At 63.7% G+C, this 17,317-nt stretch carries 20 protein-coding genes; all 20 read right to left on the reverse strand.

What is annotated here, in order from left to right:
- Nucleotides 1-83: 83 nt before the first annotated feature.
- The 20 genes from J2887_RS01705 to J2887_RS01800 all read right to left on the reverse strand — a co-directional run bounded on the left by J2887_RS01705 (nt 84) and on the right by J2887_RS01800 (nt 17,308).
- Nucleotides 84-368, reverse strand: coding sequence for a hypothetical protein (locus tag J2887_RS01705; protein ID WP_227173731.1), 285 nt, complete (start codon nt 366-368; stop codon nt 84-86).
- A 261-nt stretch (nt 369-629) separates the two neighbouring features.
- A complete protein-coding gene (locus J2887_RS01710; RefSeq protein WP_227173733.1) occupies nt 630-1,610 on the reverse strand; it encodes a flagellar motor protein MotB in 981 nt (326 codons plus the stop codon).
- Nucleotides 1,610-2,506, reverse strand: a complete 897-nt coding sequence (gene motA / locus J2887_RS01715; protein ID WP_227173735.1) for a flagellar motor stator protein MotA — start codon at nt 2,504-2,506, stop codon at nt 1,610-1,612. Before motA ends, J2887_RS01710 begins: the two co-directional genes overlap by 1 nt.
- A gap of 6 nt (nt 2,507-2,512) precedes the next feature.
- Nucleotides 2,513-3,205 (reverse strand): FliA/WhiG family RNA polymerase sigma factor, encoded by a 693-nt coding sequence (gene fliA, locus J2887_RS01720; RefSeq protein ID WP_227173737.1) that lies wholly within the window; start codon nt 3,203-3,205, stop codon nt 2,513-2,515.
- 11 nt (nt 3,206-3,216) lie between these two features.
- Nucleotides 3,217-3,711: a flagellar basal body-associated FliL family protein gene (locus tag J2887_RS01725; protein WP_227173739.1), complete on the reverse strand. Its 495-nt coding sequence runs from the start codon at nt 3,709-3,711 to the stop codon at nt 3,217-3,219.
- Nucleotides 3,712-3,725: 14 nt separating this feature from the next.
- Nucleotides 3,726-4,952, reverse strand: coding sequence for a flagellar hook-length control protein FliK (locus J2887_RS01730; RefSeq protein ID WP_227173741.1), 1,227 nt, complete (start codon nt 4,950-4,952; stop codon nt 3,726-3,728).
- Nucleotides 4,949-5,245, reverse strand: coding sequence for a hypothetical protein (locus J2887_RS01735; RefSeq protein ID WP_227173742.1), 297 nt, complete (start codon nt 5,243-5,245; stop codon nt 4,949-4,951). Before J2887_RS01735 ends, J2887_RS01730 begins: the two co-directional genes overlap by 4 nt.
- 202 nt (nt 5,246-5,447) lie before the next feature.
- Complete coding sequence (gene fliS / locus J2887_RS01740) at nt 5,448-5,828, reverse strand: flagellar export chaperone FliS (RefSeq protein ID WP_227173743.1); 381 nt, start codon at nt 5,826-5,828, stop codon at nt 5,448-5,450.
- Nucleotides 5,829-5,851: 23 nt separating this feature from the next.
- Nucleotides 5,852-7,123 carry a flagellar filament capping protein FliD gene (gene fliD, locus J2887_RS01745; RefSeq protein ID WP_227173744.1) on the reverse strand — a complete coding sequence of 424 codons (1,272 nt, stop codon included), beginning with the start codon at nt 7,121-7,123 and terminating at the stop codon, nt 5,852-5,854.
- A 132-nt stretch (nt 7,124-7,255) separates the two neighbouring features.
- Complete coding sequence (lafA, locus tag J2887_RS01750) at nt 7,256-8,086, reverse strand: lateral flagellin LafA (RefSeq protein ID WP_227173745.1); 831 nt, start codon at nt 8,084-8,086, stop codon at nt 7,256-7,258.
- Between the two features lie 283 nt (nt 8,087-8,369).
- Nucleotides 8,370-9,371, reverse strand: a complete 1,002-nt coding sequence (locus tag J2887_RS01755; protein WP_227173746.1) for a hypothetical protein — start codon at nt 9,369-9,371, stop codon at nt 8,370-8,372.
- Between the two features lie 8 nt (nt 9,372-9,379).
- Nucleotides 9,380-10,273: a flagellar hook-associated protein FlgL gene (gene flgL, locus J2887_RS01760; protein WP_227173747.1), complete on the reverse strand. Its 894-nt coding sequence runs from the start codon at nt 10,271-10,273 to the stop codon at nt 9,380-9,382.
- Nucleotides 10,273-11,610, reverse strand: coding sequence for a flagellar hook-associated protein FlgK (gene flgK / locus J2887_RS01765; protein WP_227173748.1), 1,338 nt, complete (start codon nt 11,608-11,610; stop codon nt 10,273-10,275). The genes flgL and flgK overlap by 1 nt, the downstream gene beginning before the upstream one ends.
- Nucleotides 11,611-11,615: 5 nt before the next feature.
- Nucleotides 11,616-12,029: a rod-binding protein gene (locus tag J2887_RS01770; protein WP_227173749.1), complete on the reverse strand. Its 414-nt coding sequence runs from the start codon at nt 12,027-12,029 to the stop codon at nt 11,616-11,618.
- A gap of 13 nt (nt 12,030-12,042) precedes the next feature.
- Nucleotides 12,043-13,134 carry a flagellar basal body P-ring protein FlgI gene (locus J2887_RS01775; protein ID WP_227173750.1) on the reverse strand — a complete coding sequence of 364 codons (1,092 nt, stop codon included), beginning with the start codon at nt 13,132-13,134 and terminating at the stop codon, nt 12,043-12,045.
- Between the two features lie 8 nt (nt 13,135-13,142).
- Nucleotides 13,143-13,817, reverse strand: a complete 675-nt coding sequence (gene flgH, locus J2887_RS01780; RefSeq protein ID WP_227173751.1) for a flagellar basal body L-ring protein FlgH — start codon at nt 13,815-13,817, stop codon at nt 13,143-13,145.
- A 10-nt stretch (nt 13,818-13,827) separates the two neighbouring features.
- A complete protein-coding gene (gene flgG, locus J2887_RS01785) occupies nt 13,828-14,613 on the reverse strand; it encodes a flagellar basal-body rod protein FlgG (RefSeq protein WP_227173752.1) in 786 nt (261 codons plus the stop codon).
- A gap of 77 nt (nt 14,614-14,690) precedes the next feature.
- Nucleotides 14,691-15,422, reverse strand: a complete 732-nt coding sequence (locus tag J2887_RS01790; protein ID WP_227173753.1) for a flagellar basal body rod protein FlgF — start codon at nt 15,420-15,422, stop codon at nt 14,691-14,693.
- Nucleotides 15,423-15,434: 12 nt separating this feature from the next.
- Nucleotides 15,435-16,631 carry a flagellar hook protein FlgE gene (gene flgE / locus J2887_RS01795; protein ID WP_227173754.1) on the reverse strand — a complete coding sequence of 399 codons (1,197 nt, stop codon included), beginning with the start codon at nt 16,629-16,631 and terminating at the stop codon, nt 15,435-15,437.
- The gene (locus tag J2887_RS01800; RefSeq protein WP_227173755.1) at nt 16,628-17,308 is read right to left on the reverse strand and encodes a flagellar hook capping FlgD N-terminal domain-containing protein; all 681 of its coding nucleotides are present in this window, start codon (nt 17,306-17,308) and stop codon (nt 16,628-16,630) included. Before J2887_RS01800 ends, flgE begins: the two co-directional genes overlap by 4 nt.
- Between the last annotated feature and the right edge of the window lie 9 nt (nt 17,309-17,317).

Below are 17,317 nucleotides of genomic sequence, written 5' to 3' on the forward strand. Positions count from 1 at the left end.
GAATGTCGGCGGATTATAGCGCGTCTGGTGGCTGGCGTAGAACCGCGCCGGTCGGTAGACGCGAATGGGCCTCTGGCGCACTGTTAACCAAACAGCTTTGACAGCAACCCAACGCCCAGCAACAGCACACTGAACACCATGGTGTAGAGCATCGGGCGGTCGCCCAGACGGCGGGAGCGGCGGATCACCAGCCAGCTCAACAGCATGTTGTAGAACACCAGCAGTGCCGGAATCAGCGCTGCCGCCGGCAGGCGCAGCCCGCCTGCCAGGGAAAGGTAGGCGATCACCAGGATCAGATTGAGGATGACCAGGTAGACAATGATCTTCTGGCTCAGGGCGACCCGTCGGGCCTGTATCACTCGTGCCATGCGCGCTCACCCGCCGGATGGCGTCCGGCCTCTGCGGTTGCGGGAGGGGCATCGGTGTGCCGGTCCGGGGCGCCGATGCGTCTGGCCAACAGTATAGATGGTAGGCGCAGGCGTTGTGGTGATGGCCCCGGAAGGCTGGGATTCCCCCATTACTGATCAATAAGCGACCGCATGGGGGCGAAACTTTAGCGAGCCTCCGATAAACGCCGGATCACCACTGAAAACTCCGCAGCTCGTGTTCCGAGGGGCGAAGCCGGCGGCTCAGCGGGTGACCGGCTGGTTCTGGCGGGCCTGCTCCCGGGCCTGGTTGATCTCGCTGTCGGACTGACTGGCGTCGAACAGGCCCATCAGTTCCGCCTGCGCCTGTTCGGTCAGGACCAGGATTTCGATGCGCCGATTGGCGCTGGCGGTGGGATCATCCGGATTGGCCAGGGTGCGATCCGACATCGCCACTACCTGCAGGAAGCGGTCCGCCGGCGCGCCGCCGGCCATCAGGACCCGCCGGGCGGACAGCGCTCGATCTCCGGAGAGCTCCCAGTTGCCGTACTGGCGGCCCTGGTAGGGCACGGTGTCGGTATGGCCGGAGATCACCAGGCCGTTGTTGATGCGCCCAAAGACCGGAGCCAGGGCCAGCAGCATGTCCTCAAAGAAGGGATGCATGGCGGCCCCGCCACGCTCGAACATCTGGCGGTTGTCGTTGTCCTGCAGCCGAATCCGCAGCCCCTGGGGGACCAGATCGATGGCGAGGTTGTCCATGGCACCCAACTGGCGCCCCATCTCCTCCATCACATCGGCCATCACCTGCAGTGTGGCCAGGTCCGGGAAGGGGGATTCAAAGATGCTGTCGAGGCTGGTGCCATCGCCAGTGCCAGACATCTTGAGGCCGTCTTGCCGCTGTTGATTGTGCAGCGAGGTGCCCACGCCGTGGTTACCGCTGGTAAGGATTTCGCTGGCGATCCCCTGGATCAGTGAGGGATAGCCCTCCAGGTCGAACGGATGGGGACTGTTGCCCAGTTCAAAGGGGTTGGGCTGGCCATCGAAGATCGAGTAGTTACGCAGGGTGCTGGACACCACTTCCCGTTCCTGTTGCGTCGACGCGGAGAGAATCCACAGGATCAGGAACAGCGCCATCATCGCCATGGTGAAGTCGGCAAAGGCCACTTTCCAGGCGCCGCCACCGCCGGAGTCGTCGTTGCGTCGACGGCCGCCCCGTTTAATGACAACCGTTTGCTGGGTGCGCATCAGGCGGCCTCGCGCGCTGGCTCTTCGAAGCCGGCTTCATCACCGTCAGCGTCGTCGATCCAGTTTTCCAGGGTCGCAAAGGACGGTTTGATGTCCAGCTCCAGTACCCGCCGACCGGCATCCACCGCCAGCAACGGGGCCTTGCCCTCCAACTGCGCGGTGAGGATGGCCTTGACCGCCTCCAGCAGTGAGACATGACGGTGAACCTTCTCATGCAGCGCCGAGGCGGCCGGTTCCAGCACGCCGTAACAGAAAAAGATGCCGATGAAGGTACCCACCAGCGCCGCGGCTACGTGCAGGCCGATGGTGGCCAGCGGGCCGTCGAGGTACTGCATGGTAATGATGATGCCGCCAACTGCCGCCAGGATACCGAACCCGGGCATGGCTTCACCGGTGCGATGCAGCGCTTTGGAGGGCTTTAGCAGGTCATCCTCGATCGCCATGATTTCCTGCTCCAGCAGGGCTTCCACCTCATGGGCGTTGGCCTTTCCCATGGACAGCATACGCAGGTTGTCGGCAATAAAGTTGACCAGAATCGGATCGGCCAGCACCAGCGGGTATTGCTGGAACCAGGGGCTTTCAAACGGTTCCTCGACGTGTTCGTCCAGCACCAGCAGACCATTCTGGCGAATGGCGTCCAGCAGGTGGTGCATCAGCATCAGAAACTGGCGGGTTTTCTCCGCCTCGTCTTCCTTGCCGCCAAACAGGCCCTTGAGCTGGCGCAGGCAATCCTTCAGCACCACCTTGGAGTTGCCGACAATCATCGAACCCAGGCCGGCCCCGAGGATCACTACCAGCTCTGCCGGTTGCCAGAACGCCGCCAGCTTGCCGCTGGCCATGATGAAGCCGCCGAACACGCCGGCAAGTACGATGACAAGGCCAATGATGATCTGCATAGCGTGTTATTCCCCCAGCAGGCGGTTGAGTTGGGCCAGGCACTCTTTGTGCAACTGGCAAACCCGGGATTCGGTCAGCCCCAGGGTCAGCGCGATCTCTTTCATATTGAGTTCGTGCTGGTAGTACAGGGCAATGAGCAGCCGCTCCCGTTCCGGCATCTGGGCCAGGGCGGAGGCAATGGTGCGCTGCAGTTCGGTGCGGGCGAGGCTGTGGCTGCCAACGTCGCCGCCTTTGGCCAGCCAGTCGTCCAGGCACTGCATTTCTTCCGCCTGGCTGTCGTAACGGATCTCCCGGACCTGGGCCGTGGTGACGCCGGCGGCCTCGGCCAGCTCTTCGTCCGTGGGCTCGCGACCCAGCTGGTTGAACAGGGTGCGATGATGGTGGTTCAGGTCATGGCTGGCCTGGCGGACCCGCCGTGGTCGCCAGTCCTGCCGCCGCAATTCGTCGAGAATGGCGCCGCGGATGCGTTTGAAGGCGAAGCTCTCAAACGCCTCATCCGGCTCACCGTAGCGGCGGATGGCCTCCAGCAGGCCCATCAGGCCGACCTGTTCGAAGTCTTCCTGATTGAAACTGGCACTGACCTGGCTGCGCAGGTGGCTGCAGGCCCGCTTGACCAGGTAGGCGAAGCGGTGCAGCAGTTGGCTCTCGCGGGCGGCGAAATCCTCTCCCTGGGAACTGGTGGCGTAGGCGGTCTGCATGGCGCGTTCTCCTACTGGATCACCACGTTGGTGACCAGAACCTCTTCAATGGCCAGGGGCTGGCCGTAGCTTTCGGCGGCCGCCACCAGGCTGGTTTGCAACTGGGCCTGGAGCTGGTCCACGGCCGCCATCTGTTCCCGCACCTCGCTGCGGGTCATGCCGGCGAACTGTTTGAGCAGGGCGTTGCGGATCACCGAGTTCAGCGCCTCGGCCTGCTCCGGCATGCGTGGGTCGTGGCTGACCAGGGACAGCTCCAGCATCATGTAATGCTGGGTCCGCTCATTGGCCAGACTGACCACAAACTTGTCCAGATCCTTGAACAGCGGTGTCTCGCTCATCTGCACCGGTGGCGGTGGTGGTTCCTGGAACAGGCTGGACAGGTCCAGCCGGCCGCTGGAGACCGCCCAGGCGCCGCCACCGACCACGGTCAGCAACAGCAGCAGGATCAGGCTGATGACGATCATCAGCATCTTGTTCATGGCCCCGGCCTGTTGATGTCTGTTCACGGTACTGGTTCTCCTCAAGCGCTGGTACTGAGCCAGCGGTCTGACGGTGTCGGTGAATGGTCGCGGTCATCGGGTGTCGCGGTGGTGTTGGCGATGATCCGTTCGGCCGGCTGTGGCTGGTTGTGGCCGTGACGTTCGCCACCACTGTGCTGGCCCACCTGGACATCGACGGTCTGGCCGTTCTGGGCCATCAGGTCCATGCGCAGGCGTTCCGCATGCTGGGACAGCAGGTCACGGACCTGGCCATTGCTGGCGTGGAGCTGGATGTTGAGGCGATCGCCGTCCATCCGTACGGTCAGCTCAATCCGCCCCAGCTCCGGCGGATCAAGACGCACGCTGGCTTCCTTGACCTGCTGGCTGACCTGCATCTGCAGCCGGTCACCCAGTGCGGCCGCGAGGTCGCGGCTCCACTGGATATGTTGGGTATCCACCTTGACCGGGGCCCACTCCGCCGCCGGTGTCAGGCGCTGGCTGGCGGCCAGACCGTCGGGACGGGCATCGGCGGCCGGGTTGGTCACCGCGCCGGTCTGGGCGCCGGAACCGCTGGCTTCCCGGCGGGCACTGGCCAGCAGCGCCTCAAACCCGTTGCCGGAGCCGCTACCGCCGTTGGGCAGTGGTGCCCGGGTTTCCAGACTGTTGGGCGCCGCGGTGAGCGGACGACCGGTGTCGGTGGTGGCCCGCTCTGCCGTTGTTGTGGCACTTGTGGTAACGGTCGGAGCCTGGGGCCGAACCGGACCGGCGGTGGCGTCACTGCCCGGGACGGCGAGCGCCCGGGCCGCGGTTTGGCCGGCCGCGTTCGGTTCGGTGCCCGGGGCCGTCGAGGCCGGGGGCACTGGCGTTTGTCGGAAGGCCCGCTCGTTACCCGCGGCCGGATGGATTGCCTCCGCGGCGTCTGCGCCGGTGTCCTGGTCTGCCCCGGGCGCGTCGGCGAGGAGGGCATCGGCATCCTCGCTGGCTGGCTCGCCTGCTGCCGCACCGCCGCGGCTGGCGTCGGCTGATGTCGGCAGATCCGCCCAGGCGTCGGAAGAGCCGTCGGAAGAGGCATCGGCGGTGCGGAAACCGTCCAGTGTTGTCTCCTTGCCTGGTGATCCGCTGGTCGCCGGCGTGGCACCCATCAACGCCTGGAAGGGGCCAGTCGGGGCATCCGTCGCGCTGCCCTGGGACTGGCGGAAACCGGTGGCCGGAGCGGATGAGTGCGTTGAGCCCGAGCTAGACGGTGGCGCTGAGCCGAAGCTGATCATGGTTGCCCCTCCATCTGTTCGTACGCCCGCAGGCCCTCGCTGTGATCCTGCATCCGTTGCAGCCGCTCACCCAGGGCTTCGGCGTGGCGCGTGGCCCAGGTCATGGCGTAACGGTGTGCCTGCTGCAGTTCGGCGAGCGCACCGTTCAGCGTTGACGGCATCGGCCGGGTCCGTTGCAGCAGCTCGTTGACCTGACGGTCCAGCCCTTCCAGGCGGGCCCAGTCCTGATCATCGGTGGCGGCGCGAAGCTGGGTTGCCAGTTGCTGTATGGAATCCGTAAGCCGTGTGCTCATTGCGGGTGTCCTGTCACATCCAGTGGTGCCGGCAGTGGCGCCAGCGATACCTTGGGCCTGCGCCCGGTGCTGCGATCTGACTTTGCTAAGCAGGGGGTGTGCCAACTTGATTGGCTATAAGAATCAATGGGTTGCTGGAGAGGGTGGGCCGGGGAGGAAGTGAGTTTTCCGCCCCGGCGGAAGCGACCGGAAGTGGCGGTAATCAGGCCGCCATGGCCTGCCAGCCCTCCCGCAGGTCGGACATCACCTGGTGTACCACCTTGAGTCCGGCCGGGTCGTTCTTGACGCTGACATCAAACAGCTGGCGGCCGCAGAAGTCGTACAGCCGGTGCAGTTCCTCCGCGATGGGACCGCCATTTTCCAGATCCAGGGCGGTATCCAGGCCACCAAGGATGTCCATGCAGCGGGTAACGGATTCGGCCTTGCGCTCCAGATTGCCCGCGGCCAGATGCCCTTCGATGCGGGCCAGTTCGTCCAGCAGACCGTCCACCAGCATCAGCACCAGCTGATGGGGATCGGCCGAAGCCGCACGGGCTTCCACCTGGGCGTGTTGATAGGCGTCGTAGCCGGTATCGTCGATCATGGTCTCACCTGTGAATAAATGGCTTAGAACAGGCCGGCGGTCTGCTGCATCTGCATGACCAGGCTCTGCATCTGGCTGAACTGGTTGACGTAGCGGTTGTAGGTCTGCTCCATCCGCAGGTCGAACCGGTCCATCCGGTCCTGCAGTTGGTCGAGACTGGACTGGACCGCATTGCTGGAACTCTTCAGCAGCGAGTCGTCACCCTTGGTGAAGGTGTCGAGGCGGGCATCCAGCTTGGCGAGCAGACCAGTGTCGCCGCCGAAGGTTTCAGTCAGGGCATCGGGGTTGGCGGCCAGGGCGTCGTCCAGACGGCCGCTCTCCAGGGTCAGCTTGCCGGACATGTTGAACTCCAGACCCAGACCACTGATGCCGGACCCGCTGAGTTCACGCCGCAGCTGCTGCACCAGCATGCGTGCGGTGCTGTCGCCGGTCACGCCCTTCTGGCTCACAGTATCGACAATGGCGTTGTAACCATCCACCAGGGTTTGTAACTGCTCGCGGGTGGCTTCACCGTCCTGGCCGACGGTGAAGGTCAGCACATCCCCGGCGGTGGCGTGAGTCTTTTTCAGGTCGATGGTGAGGCCATCAATGGCGTTGTCGAAGCTGTTGGAGGCTGAGGTCAGCTCCAGCGACTGGTTGGCCCCCAGATAGATACGGGCATCCTGGGCCTGGCTCAGCTCGGTGTGATTGTCGATGGCGGTCTGGATGTCCGCCATGGCGGGATCGCCATTGGTGGTCATCGATACCACGTTGGCGGCGCCGGTTTCCTCGCTGGTCAGCATCAGTTTGACCGCACCGCCGGTCCGAACGATGGATGCCTGTACCCCCGGGTTGTCGGCGTGGGCGTTAATGGCATCCCGCAGGTCGGTGAGGTCGGCTCCGGCGCCCAGGCTGGCCATGTCGATGTTGAAGGTGTCGCCGCCAAGGCCAAGGGTCAGCTGGCCGCTGGTGGCCACCGGATCGGTCTCGGAGGCAAAGTCCAGAGCGACCTGGTGGGCGGTGGCAAGCTGATCGATGTTGATCTGGTACTGGCCGGAGGCGGCGTTACCGCTGGCGGTAATGTCGGCGTAGCCTTCGGCGGACTGGGTCACGCTGTAGGCTTCCAGACTGTTCTTGTCCGCCAGGGCATCGATGGTTGAGTGCAGCTCATTGATCTTGCTGGTCAACGCCTGGTAGGCCTTGAGTTGGGTCTGGTAGGCGTTCTGGCGCTGGGCGAAGAACTGGTCCTGGGATGCCCGGTCGGCCTGCATGAACTGCAGGGCGAGGGACTGAACGTCAGTGCTGCCGTTGATCATGGTCGGGTCTCCTTGGTTGGCCCGGGAACCTTTGGTTGTGTCCTGCGACAGTGGCGCGCGGGACACAATCAGAGATTCCCCGCTGATAAAAGCGAGAGCCCCGGGTGGGGCTCAAGCGGGGAATGCCGGGGCTTAGCGCAGCAGGGAAGTGACCAGGCCACTCATCTGGTTGGCGTTGCCCAGAACCGAGATGCCGGACTGCATCAGCATCTGCTGTTTGGTCATGTTGGAACTTTCGGTGGCGAAGTCCGCATCCATGATCCGCCCTTTGGCGGCTTCGGTGTTCTGGCTGATGGAGGCCAGGTTGTTGATGGTGTGCTCGAGACGGTTGACGTTGGCACCCAGCTTGGCGCGAACAGAGCCAACGGCGTCGATCAGGGTGTCGGCAGCATCGATGTTGGTGTCGGCGTTGGCCTGGGTGGTGATGTCAGTCAGGGCGCCGTATGCGGCAGTGACTGCGGCAACACCGCTGGAGGCGTCCAGGGCCAGGTCTTCACCGGAGCCGGCACCGATCTGGAAGGTGACTGCAGCCGCCAGGGTGCCGCCTTCCAGCAGGGTCTCGCCGCCGTAGCTGGTTTCCTGCATGATCCGGGTCACTTCCGCGGTCAGCTCCTGGTATTCCGCATCCAGGGCGGCACGGTCGTCAGCGTTGTTGGTGCCGTTGGCAGACTGGGTGGCCAGGTCTTTCATGCGGAAGGCGATGCTGGAGATCTCGTCGAGCGCGCCGTCAGCGGTCTGCAGCATGCTGATGGCGTCCTGGGAGTTGCGCTGGGCGACTTCCATGCCGCGGGTCTGAGCGTTCAGACGGTTGGCAATCTGCAGGCCGGCAGCGTCGTCAGCGGCGCTGTTGATGCGCAGGCCGGTGCCCAGACGCTCCATCGCGGTGGAGAGCATGCCGTTGTTCTTGTTCAGGGTGTTCTGGGTAACCAGGGAAGCGAAGTTGGTGTGGATGGACAGTCCCATGATGGTTCTCCTGTGTCTTGGGTCGTACCGCGTTGGCGGTGTTGCGTTGTCTCATGGGAAGAAGAGCGGCCAGTGGCTGGGGAAACTGAAATTCTTCCTGCAATAAAATGCGAGGGTTTTGTTACCGAATGTTGTTGGTGTGAATGTGATTTAAAAACAGTGGCTTGGGCTTGGTTTTGTTGCTGGTCGATCTTGGCAGGATGGGCGCGGCGAGATTGTTCTGAAGAAAGTGGTGTGAAGAAAACGGAGATGTGTTGGTCGGGATTGCCGAATCCGGACGGCTTCAGCGACCGAGCAGAGCAACGACCGAAAAACGGGAGACGTTGGCCTGCGCCATCAGGGTATTGAGCTGAAGCGTGAAATCGCCGTTCTGCAGGGTCTGGCGGACCGCGCCGCTGAGTTCCAGATGCTGTTCGGTCTGGCCGGTGTCGGACGTGCGTAGCTGGGAAATCTGCCGCAGCAATTGCTGGCGCTGATTCTCCAGGGTGCGGCGCTGCTGCTCCAGGGTGCTGAGCAGGTCTCGCAGGCGTTGTTTTTCCGCTTGGACGTTGCCCTTGTCGAGGCCGGCCTGGAGCTGCGACAGCTGGTCTGGTTCCGCGCCCAGCTGGATCGGCACCGGATTGCCCGCCGGTACCCGGATGCCCTGGCCCCGGAACACCCAGGGTGAGGATAACAAAGCCTCGGCCCCGCGCAGCCGCAGTTGCCCCTGGTCGTTGCGGTCGGCTTTCAGTCCATGGGGCTCGAAAGCCTGTTGCAGTTGCCGGAGCTGATCATCCGGGCTGCTGTTGGCGGCCAGTTGCAGGGTGAGGGGCTGACCATTGGGCAGCTGGATGTTGAGACGCTCGCCCTGGGGGCGGGGGCTGAGCAGGTCGACCCGGTCCAGCAGGTAGCTGACCTGTTGTGGTCCTTCCCGGTGCTGGAGTCTGAGATTGCCGTCCAGGTGTGGAGTCTGGTTAAGCTGCTTGCGAAGGTCGGCGACCCGTGAGGAGAGCTGGTCGCCGCGAGTCTGGCTGCGTTCCAGTTGGCGCATCAGTTGCAGCAGCTCGCGGTAGCTGTCGACCACCGCCTTTTCCGCGCCCTGCAGATGGGATAGCTGGCTCTGGGCCCGGCCCAGCAGGTCCCAGCGGCCGTGCCGCTCGACCCGCACCGCCATGGCGCTGTGCTCCCGCCGGTCTGCCTGGGTGCTTGGCGCCTTATCGCTGCTGCTCGGGCCAGACGGTCCCTGTACCCCGGAATTGGGGCGGTGGGGCGCGGAAGCGCGATTGACAGGCAGCTCGGGTTTCATGGCAACGCCTAGAGGTGATTGAACAGGCTCAACTGACTGAGTTTGCTGTACGTCTTCTGGGTGGTGTTCATCGCCAGCTCGATCTGGCTGACCCGGCCCATGGCATCCAGGTAATCCAGATCCTGGATCTTACCACGGATCTTTTCGTTGGTAAGGGCGAGGTCCTCCTGGGCCATATCCAGACTCTTCGCGCTCTTGATGCGCGACCCCACCTCCGTCAGCTTCTGACCGATGCCGTTGACGGTGCGGTCAATGGCATCCAGCATCGCCGGACCTGTGGTATCCAGGGTGGCACTGCCGGTTTCCAGATCGGTGATGAAGTTTTCCAGGTCGGTGAAGAAGTTGCCGCCGTTGAAATAGACCGATTCGATGGTCTCGTTGGCGGCCAGGGTCACGCCCTGGGCAACGGGCACTTCCCGTCGCAGGTTGTCGCCCTGGTAGGCCAGGCCGGCGCCGGTATCGGACACCGGCGCGGTACCCAACTGACTGCCACTGAACAGGTAGTTGCCCTCTTCGTCCCGGGCATTGGCAAAGTTCACCAGAGTATCCTTGAGGGTCCGCAGCTCCGACGCCAGTGCCTGGCGGTCGTCATTGGTGGCGGAATCGTTACTGGCGGCCAGCGCCAGATCCTGAACCCGCAGCAGCGCATTGAAGCTGGTGTCGAGGTAGGTTTCGCTCTGCTCCATCCGGCTCATGACCCGGGTGGCGTTGTCCCGGTACTGCTGGTAACTGGTCTGTTCCCGCTCCAGGCCAATCAGGCTGACGGTGCCCAGGGGATCGTCGGAGATGCGGTTGATCCGCAGTCCCGAGCTCATCTGGGTCATCACATCGGCGTAGGATTTGTCCTGCTGGCGCAGCCCCTGCAGAACGATCTGGTTTAACTGGCCGCTACTGACGCGCATTAGAACATCCCCAGTAAGGTGTTGAAGACCTGATCGGCGGTGCTGATGACCTTGGCGTTGGCCTGGTAGGCCTGGGTAAAGGTCATCAGCCGGATCGCCTCTTCATCCTGGTTGACGCCACTGACCGAGTCGCGCTGGTTCTGGGCGTCGTGCAGCAGTGACTGGCTGGCATCCGCCTGGGCCTGAGCCTGGGCGCTGCCGATGGCGATGTCGCCGACCAGTCCGCTGAAGTTGTCGTAGAAACCGGTCTTCAGGGCCACGACGTCGAGCAGGTTGCTGTTGTCACCGCTGCCGCCGACCGGGTTGCCGCTGCCGTCATCGCCAATGAACGCCAGTTCCTCGGGAGTGATCGCCGGGTTGAGTTCAAGGGTGCCGGAGGGCGACGCCGGGTCGTACTGGAACAGCGCGGCACCCGGGTTGCCGTTGAGGTCGAAGCCGGCCGCCAGCTGGTTGTTGATCTGGTCGGCGAGATCCTGGGCCTGGGTGTCGAGGCGGCCCCGGATGTCCGCCAGGGTCACGTCGCGGTAGGTCAGCAGGGCCCCCATTTCACCGCCCGGCTGGTCCACCGGGAAGTTCTGGCCTTCCAGCTCCAGGCTGAGGGTGCCGCCGCTGAAATCCAGCGTGGCGGACTTGTTGCCCAGCACCAGGGGCTGGCCACTGGACAGCGTGACGTTGACCCGGCCATCCGGAAACGCCTGGGTTCGCAGCTCCATGTGACCGGCCAATTCCTTGATCGCCAGGTCACGCTGGTCCTGAAGCTGGGCGGTGTTGCCACCGCGGGCCTGGACATCGGCAATGCGCTCGTTGAGGCGGGCGATGCTGGCGGTCTGGCTGTTGATGGTGGCGGTCATCGCCACCGCCTGTTCGTCGATCTGCCGCTGCTGGATGTCGAGGTTGTGAGCCAGTTGGTTGAAGCGGTCCGCCAGCGCGCTGGCACTGGCGAGGATCTGCTGACGGGTGGCGATGGACTGGGGGGCCTCGGTGGCGGCGTTGAAGGCGGCAAACAGGGTGTCGAGCCCTTTGTTGACGGAGAGTTCGTCGCTGCCGACGATGCCTTCCACCTGCTGCACCAGAGTCTGCATGCGGTCGTCGTACCCGAACTGGCTGCTGGCCCGCCACAGGGTCGCCACCCGGTAGTCATCGGCGATCCGGCGGATGGCGGTGACTTCCACGCCATTGCCGCTGCTGAGCCGGTCACTGCCGCCGCCCCGTGACATCAGCACGGCGTCCTGCCGGGTGTAACCCGGGGTGTTCAGGTTGGCGATGTTCTGGCTGGCGACCTCCAGTACTTTCTGGGACGCGGACAGGCCGGACAGACCGTTCAGCAGCAGGCTCATGGTGGTTAGGTCTCCTTGTCGTGCGGCCGGTTAAGGGGCTGTTGAAAGGCCGCCGAGTTCACAGAGGGAGAAGCGACCACCGGCCCGGAATTCTTTAATGGCTCCGGCGATTCGGTGCCAGTGTGACCACCGAGCTGCTGTACCAGGGCATCGGCCAGGCCCATGCTGCCGCGTTTGGCCATGTCGCTGGCCAGCTGGCCGTCGGCCATCTGCTGGTAGAACTGCTGCTGTTGGCTGCTGAAGGGACTGTTGTCGTCAGCAATGGCCTCGGTGGCGCTGCGCATGTTCTTCAGCACCATCTGCAGGAACATCGCCTCAAACTCGCTAGCGGCCGCTTCCAGGCCTTCGCGGCCCTTGAGCTGCTTGAGCTTGGAGGTGTCCTGGTAAAACGTTGGCGTCGTGGTATCGATACGGCTCATCTTGATTCCTTACTCAGATCACGACCAGGTCACCTTCCAGGGCACCGGCTTCGTCCAGCGCCTGGAGGATCGACATGATGTCACTGGGCGCCGCGCCCAGACTGTTGACCGCCCGCACAATGGTGTCCAGGTCGGTGCCTTCGGGCCACACGAACATGTGGGGCCGCTCCTGCTCGACGTTGATGCGGGAGTCCGGGGTGGCAACGGTGCGACCGTTACCAAAGGCCCGGGGCTGGGACACGTTGGTGTCCTCGGAAATGGTTACGGTGAGGTTGCCGTGGCTGACCGCCGACTTGTGTACCTTCACTCCCTGGCCCATGACCAGGGTGCCGGTGCGGCTGTTGAACACCACCCGTGGACGGTTGCGGCCTTCCTCCACATCGATGTCTTCCAGCATCGACATGAACACCACCCGCTGGTCTGGCTGCACCGGTGCATTGACGTGGATACGGCCGGAATCCTGGGCGGCGGCCACGCCCGGACCAAAGACCCGGTTGATGGCCAGCTCAACGTTACGGGCGGTGCGGTAATGGGGCGCTTTCAGGGTCAGGGTGACCTGTTGCGGCAGCTGTTCCTGCACCGGCACTTCCTGCTCAATGATGGCGCCCTCGGGAATGATGCCAACGGTGGGGATGTTGACCTGCACCGAGGAGCCGTCGCGGCCACGGGCCCCCAGCCCGCCCACCACCAGGTTGCCCTGGGCGACTGCGTAGATCTCGCCGTCGACCCCGTGCAGGGGCGTCAGCAGCAGGGTGCCGCCCTGCAGGCTGCTGGCGTCGCCGATGGAGGACACCGTCACGTCGAGGGTCTGGCCGCTGCTGGCGACGCTGGACAGGGTGGCGTGCACCGAGACCGCGGCGACGTTGCGCAGCTTGGGATCGACGTTCTCCGGCAGCTGTACACCAAACTGCTTGAGCATGTTGGTCATCGACTGGCTGGTGAAACGCACCTGGTTACGGTCGCCGGTGCCGGTCAGGCCGACCACCAGGCCATAGCCGATCAGCTGGTTCTGGCGCAGGCCTTTGACGTCCACCAGGTCCATCAGTGACCGGGCCTCGGCGGAGAGGGTGAGCAGTAACAGCAGGCAGCTAAGCAGGGTTCTCATGGCAAACCTCAAAACGGGAACAGGGGGCTCTGGAAGAAGCGGGTCAGCCAACCGGGCTGATTGGCTTCTGCCAGCGAGCCGCGACCGGCGTAGGTGATCTGGGCGTTGGCAATGCGCTGGGAGGAAATGCGGTTGCCGTCGTCGATGTCATCGACCCGCACCAGCCCCTTGAGACGGATGAACTCATCGCCCTGGTTGAGACGCAGCCATTTCTCGCCCTTGATCGACAGCACGCCGTTGGCCATGACATCCGCCACCGTGACGGTGATGTAGCCACTGAGGGAGTTGCGCTGATTGGCGCTGGCTTCGCCGGAGAACTCACGCTGGGCGTTGAGTTCCGCGGTCAGCTCCTCAATGGTCTTGGTGCCGAAGGTGGGGGCACCCATCGACAACCCGGAGCTCTTGCCCATGGAGGCGCCGGAGCGTTTGGAGGACTCGGTGGCCTCATCCAGGGTGACCGTGAGGATGTCGCCGATGCGATAGGCTCGCCGGTCCTGAAACAGGGTAAACAGTTGCGCCGAAGCGTACAGACTGCCCGGCCCACGTCGGGCTTCACTGGCATCCACCACGGTCGGCGCCCAGGCCTCCTCACCGGGCTGGGGCACCGCCACGTCGTAGTGGGCGCTCTGGCAACCGGCCAGCAGCAGGCTGGCCAGGGTGAGCAGGAGGGTCAGGCTACGCACGGCAAACTCCTTACATTGACTGGCTGGCAAAGCGCAGCATTTCGTCAGTGGCGGACACCACCTTGGCGTTCATCTCGTAGGCACGCTGGGTAGCGATCATGCTGACCATTTCTTCCACCACCGAGACGTTGGAGCTTTCCAGGCTCTTCTGCTTCAGTGGACCCAGGGCATTCTCTCCCGGGATGCCTTCCAGCGGCTGGCCGGAGGAGGCGGTTTCCAGGAACAGGTTGCCACCCTGGGCTTCCAGACCGGCGGGGTTGGCGAAATTGACGGTGGCGATCTGGCCGATCTGCTGGGGCACCGGGTCGCCGGCCAGCTTGGCCATCACAATGCCGTCGGTGCCAATGCTGACGCCGACCGCATCCTCCGGAATCTGGATCTGCGGCACCAGCGGCAGACCACTGGTGTTGACCATCAGGCCTTCGGCGTTGCGCTGGAACTGACCGTTACGGGTGTAGGCCAGCTCACCATTGGGCTGTTCAATCTGGAAAAAGCCCTTACCAACGATGGCCACATCCAGGTCCTGGCCAGTGTTCTCGAAGTTGCCCGGGGTGTGGACTTTCTCGGTGCCCGCCAGGCGCACACCGGTACCAACCTGAACGCCGGTGGGCAACTGGTTCTGGAAATCCTGCTGGGCGCCGGGCTGACGTTCGATCTGGTAGAACAGGTCCTCAAAGGATGTCCGGTCACGCTTGAACCCGACGGTGTTGACGTTGGCCAGGTTGTTGGAAATGGTGGCCATCTTGACGTCCTGGGCGGCGAGGCCGGTCTTGGCGACCCAAAGTGCTGCCTGCATGACTTGTCTCCTGTCTCAATCTCTGGAAATCGTTATCGGTTCGGAAAATTGCTGTTGGCCAAGTGGTCTGTGACCGCTTAACCGCCTCGAACCAGTCGGTTACCGGCGTTGGAGTTCTCGTCGGCCGCTTTCATCATTCGCATCTGGATCTCAAAGGTTCGGCTCAGCGCCATGGTGGTGACCATCTCGTCCACCGGATTGACGTTGGACTGTTCCAGATGGCCCGACACCACCAGAACCTCCGGGTCGGCTGCGGCGGCTTCACCGTCGGCGAGACGGAACAGGCCGTCTTCACCCTTGCGGAGCTGGTCCAGCGGCGGGTTGACCAGTTTCAGCTGACCGGCTTCCAGCTGGCCACCGCCGGGGGGCGTCACTGAGATGGTGCCGTTGTCACCGATGCTGATGGCCTGGTATTCGGGAATGGCGAGCTGACCACCGCCGGCGCCGACTACTTCCCGGCCGCGGATGCGCAGCTGGCCCTCGGCATCGAGACTGAGGTTGCCAACCCGGGTGTAGGCCTCGTTGCCGGCCTCGTCGATCACCGCCAGGAAGCCGGCGCCGCGGATGCCCACGTCGAGGTCGCGGCCGGTGGTTTCCAGTCGCCCGGGGGTGAAGTCGGTGACCGCACTCTGGCTCTGGCTCAGGTACTTGGTCTCCAGGCCCGCCCCCTTCACCTGGTATGTCTCGGCGCGTTCGAAATCACGGCGAAACCCGGTGGTGCTGCTGTTGGCCAGGTTGTTGGCGTGGATGCGCTGCGCCGTGAGGGTGTGCAGCGCGCCGCTCATTGAGGTGTAGAGGTAACGTTCCATGGTCGGGCCCTATTACATGTTGCTGAACAGCACCTGGGTGAGCTGGTCGGCGGTGCTGACGCTCTTGGCGTTGGCCTGGTAGTTGCGCTGGGCGGTCATCAGGTTCACCAGTTCGCCGGTCAGGTCGACGTTGGAGCCTTCGTAGGCGCCGGGAGTCAGGGTGCCAAGGGCGCCGGTGCCAGCGGTGCCGGTAACGGCGTCACCGGAGGCGAAGGATTTGGTCCAGGTGGTGCTGTCGGCCTGGGACAGGCCGCCCGGATTGGCAAAGTTGGCCAGTATCACCTGACCCAGCAGCCGGTCGCGGCCGTTGGTGTACACCGCCGAGACGGAGCCATCTTCATCCACCCGCAGCCCGGTCAGGTCACCGGAGGCGAAACCGTCGGTGGCGTTGGCGGTAACCGCGAAGTCACCGGCGTACTGGGTGGTGCCAGTGAGGTTGAGGTCAAAGTTCATGACATCCGCGCCAGTAGTGGCACTCGGGTCATAGGTGAGGGCGACCGGGCCGGCCGGGGTATTGAGACTGCCGTCCGAGTTGAAGTTCACGGCCGTCGGCGCACCCATGGCGGCGCCGTTCATATACATGTGCACATCCCAGGTATTGGCGCCGGTTTTCACCATGTACTTGGTCAGGGTGTGCTCATTGCCAAGGGAGTCGTACACCTCACTGGAGTAGGAAAAGTTGTAGGTGTTGGTGTCGTTCGGGTCCAGCGGCGCGACGGCCGGCACAGGCGCATCGGCCTTGAAGTTGGCCACGAAATCCAGGCTGGTGGAGGCCTGGGCCGGTACCGTGGCGGCCTGTACCTTGAGGTCGGTCAGCACACCCGGAACCAGATCGCCGTTGGCATTGACGCCGTAACCCTGGAGTTTCATACCGTTGGCGGTGGTGACGAAGTTGTTGGCGTCCTTGCTGAACATGCCGGCGCGGGTGTAGCGGTCCTGGCCGTTCTGATCCTTGACGATGAAGAAGCCCTGGCCGGAGATGGCCATGTCCAGCTCACGGCCGGAGAAGTTCTTGTTGCCGTCCTTGCCGAAGTTCTGCGACACGTTGTTCATCTCCACACCACCAGGCTGACCGCCGGAGTAGAGTGCGGCCAGTTCCGGGCGGCTGGCCTTGAAGCCCGCCGTGGACACGTTGGCAATGTTCTGGGAGATCACATCCAGAGACTGGTTGGTGGTGCGCAAACCGCTAAGACCGATGTTGTAGCTCATGAACGTCCTCCAAGGAATTCGCTGATACTGAACAGGGAAACACTGCCCACGCCGGCAACCTGCAGGCGGATGTCGCTGCCATCGGACGGCACGCTGACTTTCTCAACGGTACGCTGCAGCTTGGGCGGGTAGGTGGTGAGGTCATCGCCGTTGCGGGCGATCACCTCCAGGGTGTATTGGCCGGCATCCAGCTCCGGCAGAGTAAAGGCGGTTTCGCCGGCGTCGCGGGCGCCCAGATTGACCGACTCCACTACGTTGCCAGCGGCGTCGAGGGCACGGACTTCCACCTCACTGGCGGCGGCGGGCAGGGCCACGGTGCCGGTGAGTTCCTCTTCCGCATCCAGGTTGATGCGATCCACCGGAATGCTGACCTGCTTGCCGGCCAGGTTGGTGCTCTGCAACACCTGCAGGGTGTCCATCAGCACGTTGTTCTGGTTCTGCAGTTTGCCCATGTTCTCGATGCCTTCGACGGTGGAGAACTGGGCCAGCTGGGCGACGTACTCGGCGCCGTCCAACGGATTAAGCGGGTCCTGATTCTTGATCTGCGCCACCATCAGGGTGAGGAACTCGTTTTTCAGTCCCGCGGCGCTGTTGTCATTGCCGGCAATGGTGTTGGCGGTCGTGCCGGTGTTCGTCGCGCCGCCGGTTTCGCGGTTCTGCATGGCTGAAACGGTCATGTCGGTTCC

It is taken from the genome of Marinobacter sp. CA1 (assembly GCF_020546665.1).
Lineage (GTDB): Bacteria > Pseudomonadota > Gammaproteobacteria > Pseudomonadales > Oleiphilaceae > Marinobacter > Marinobacter xestospongiae.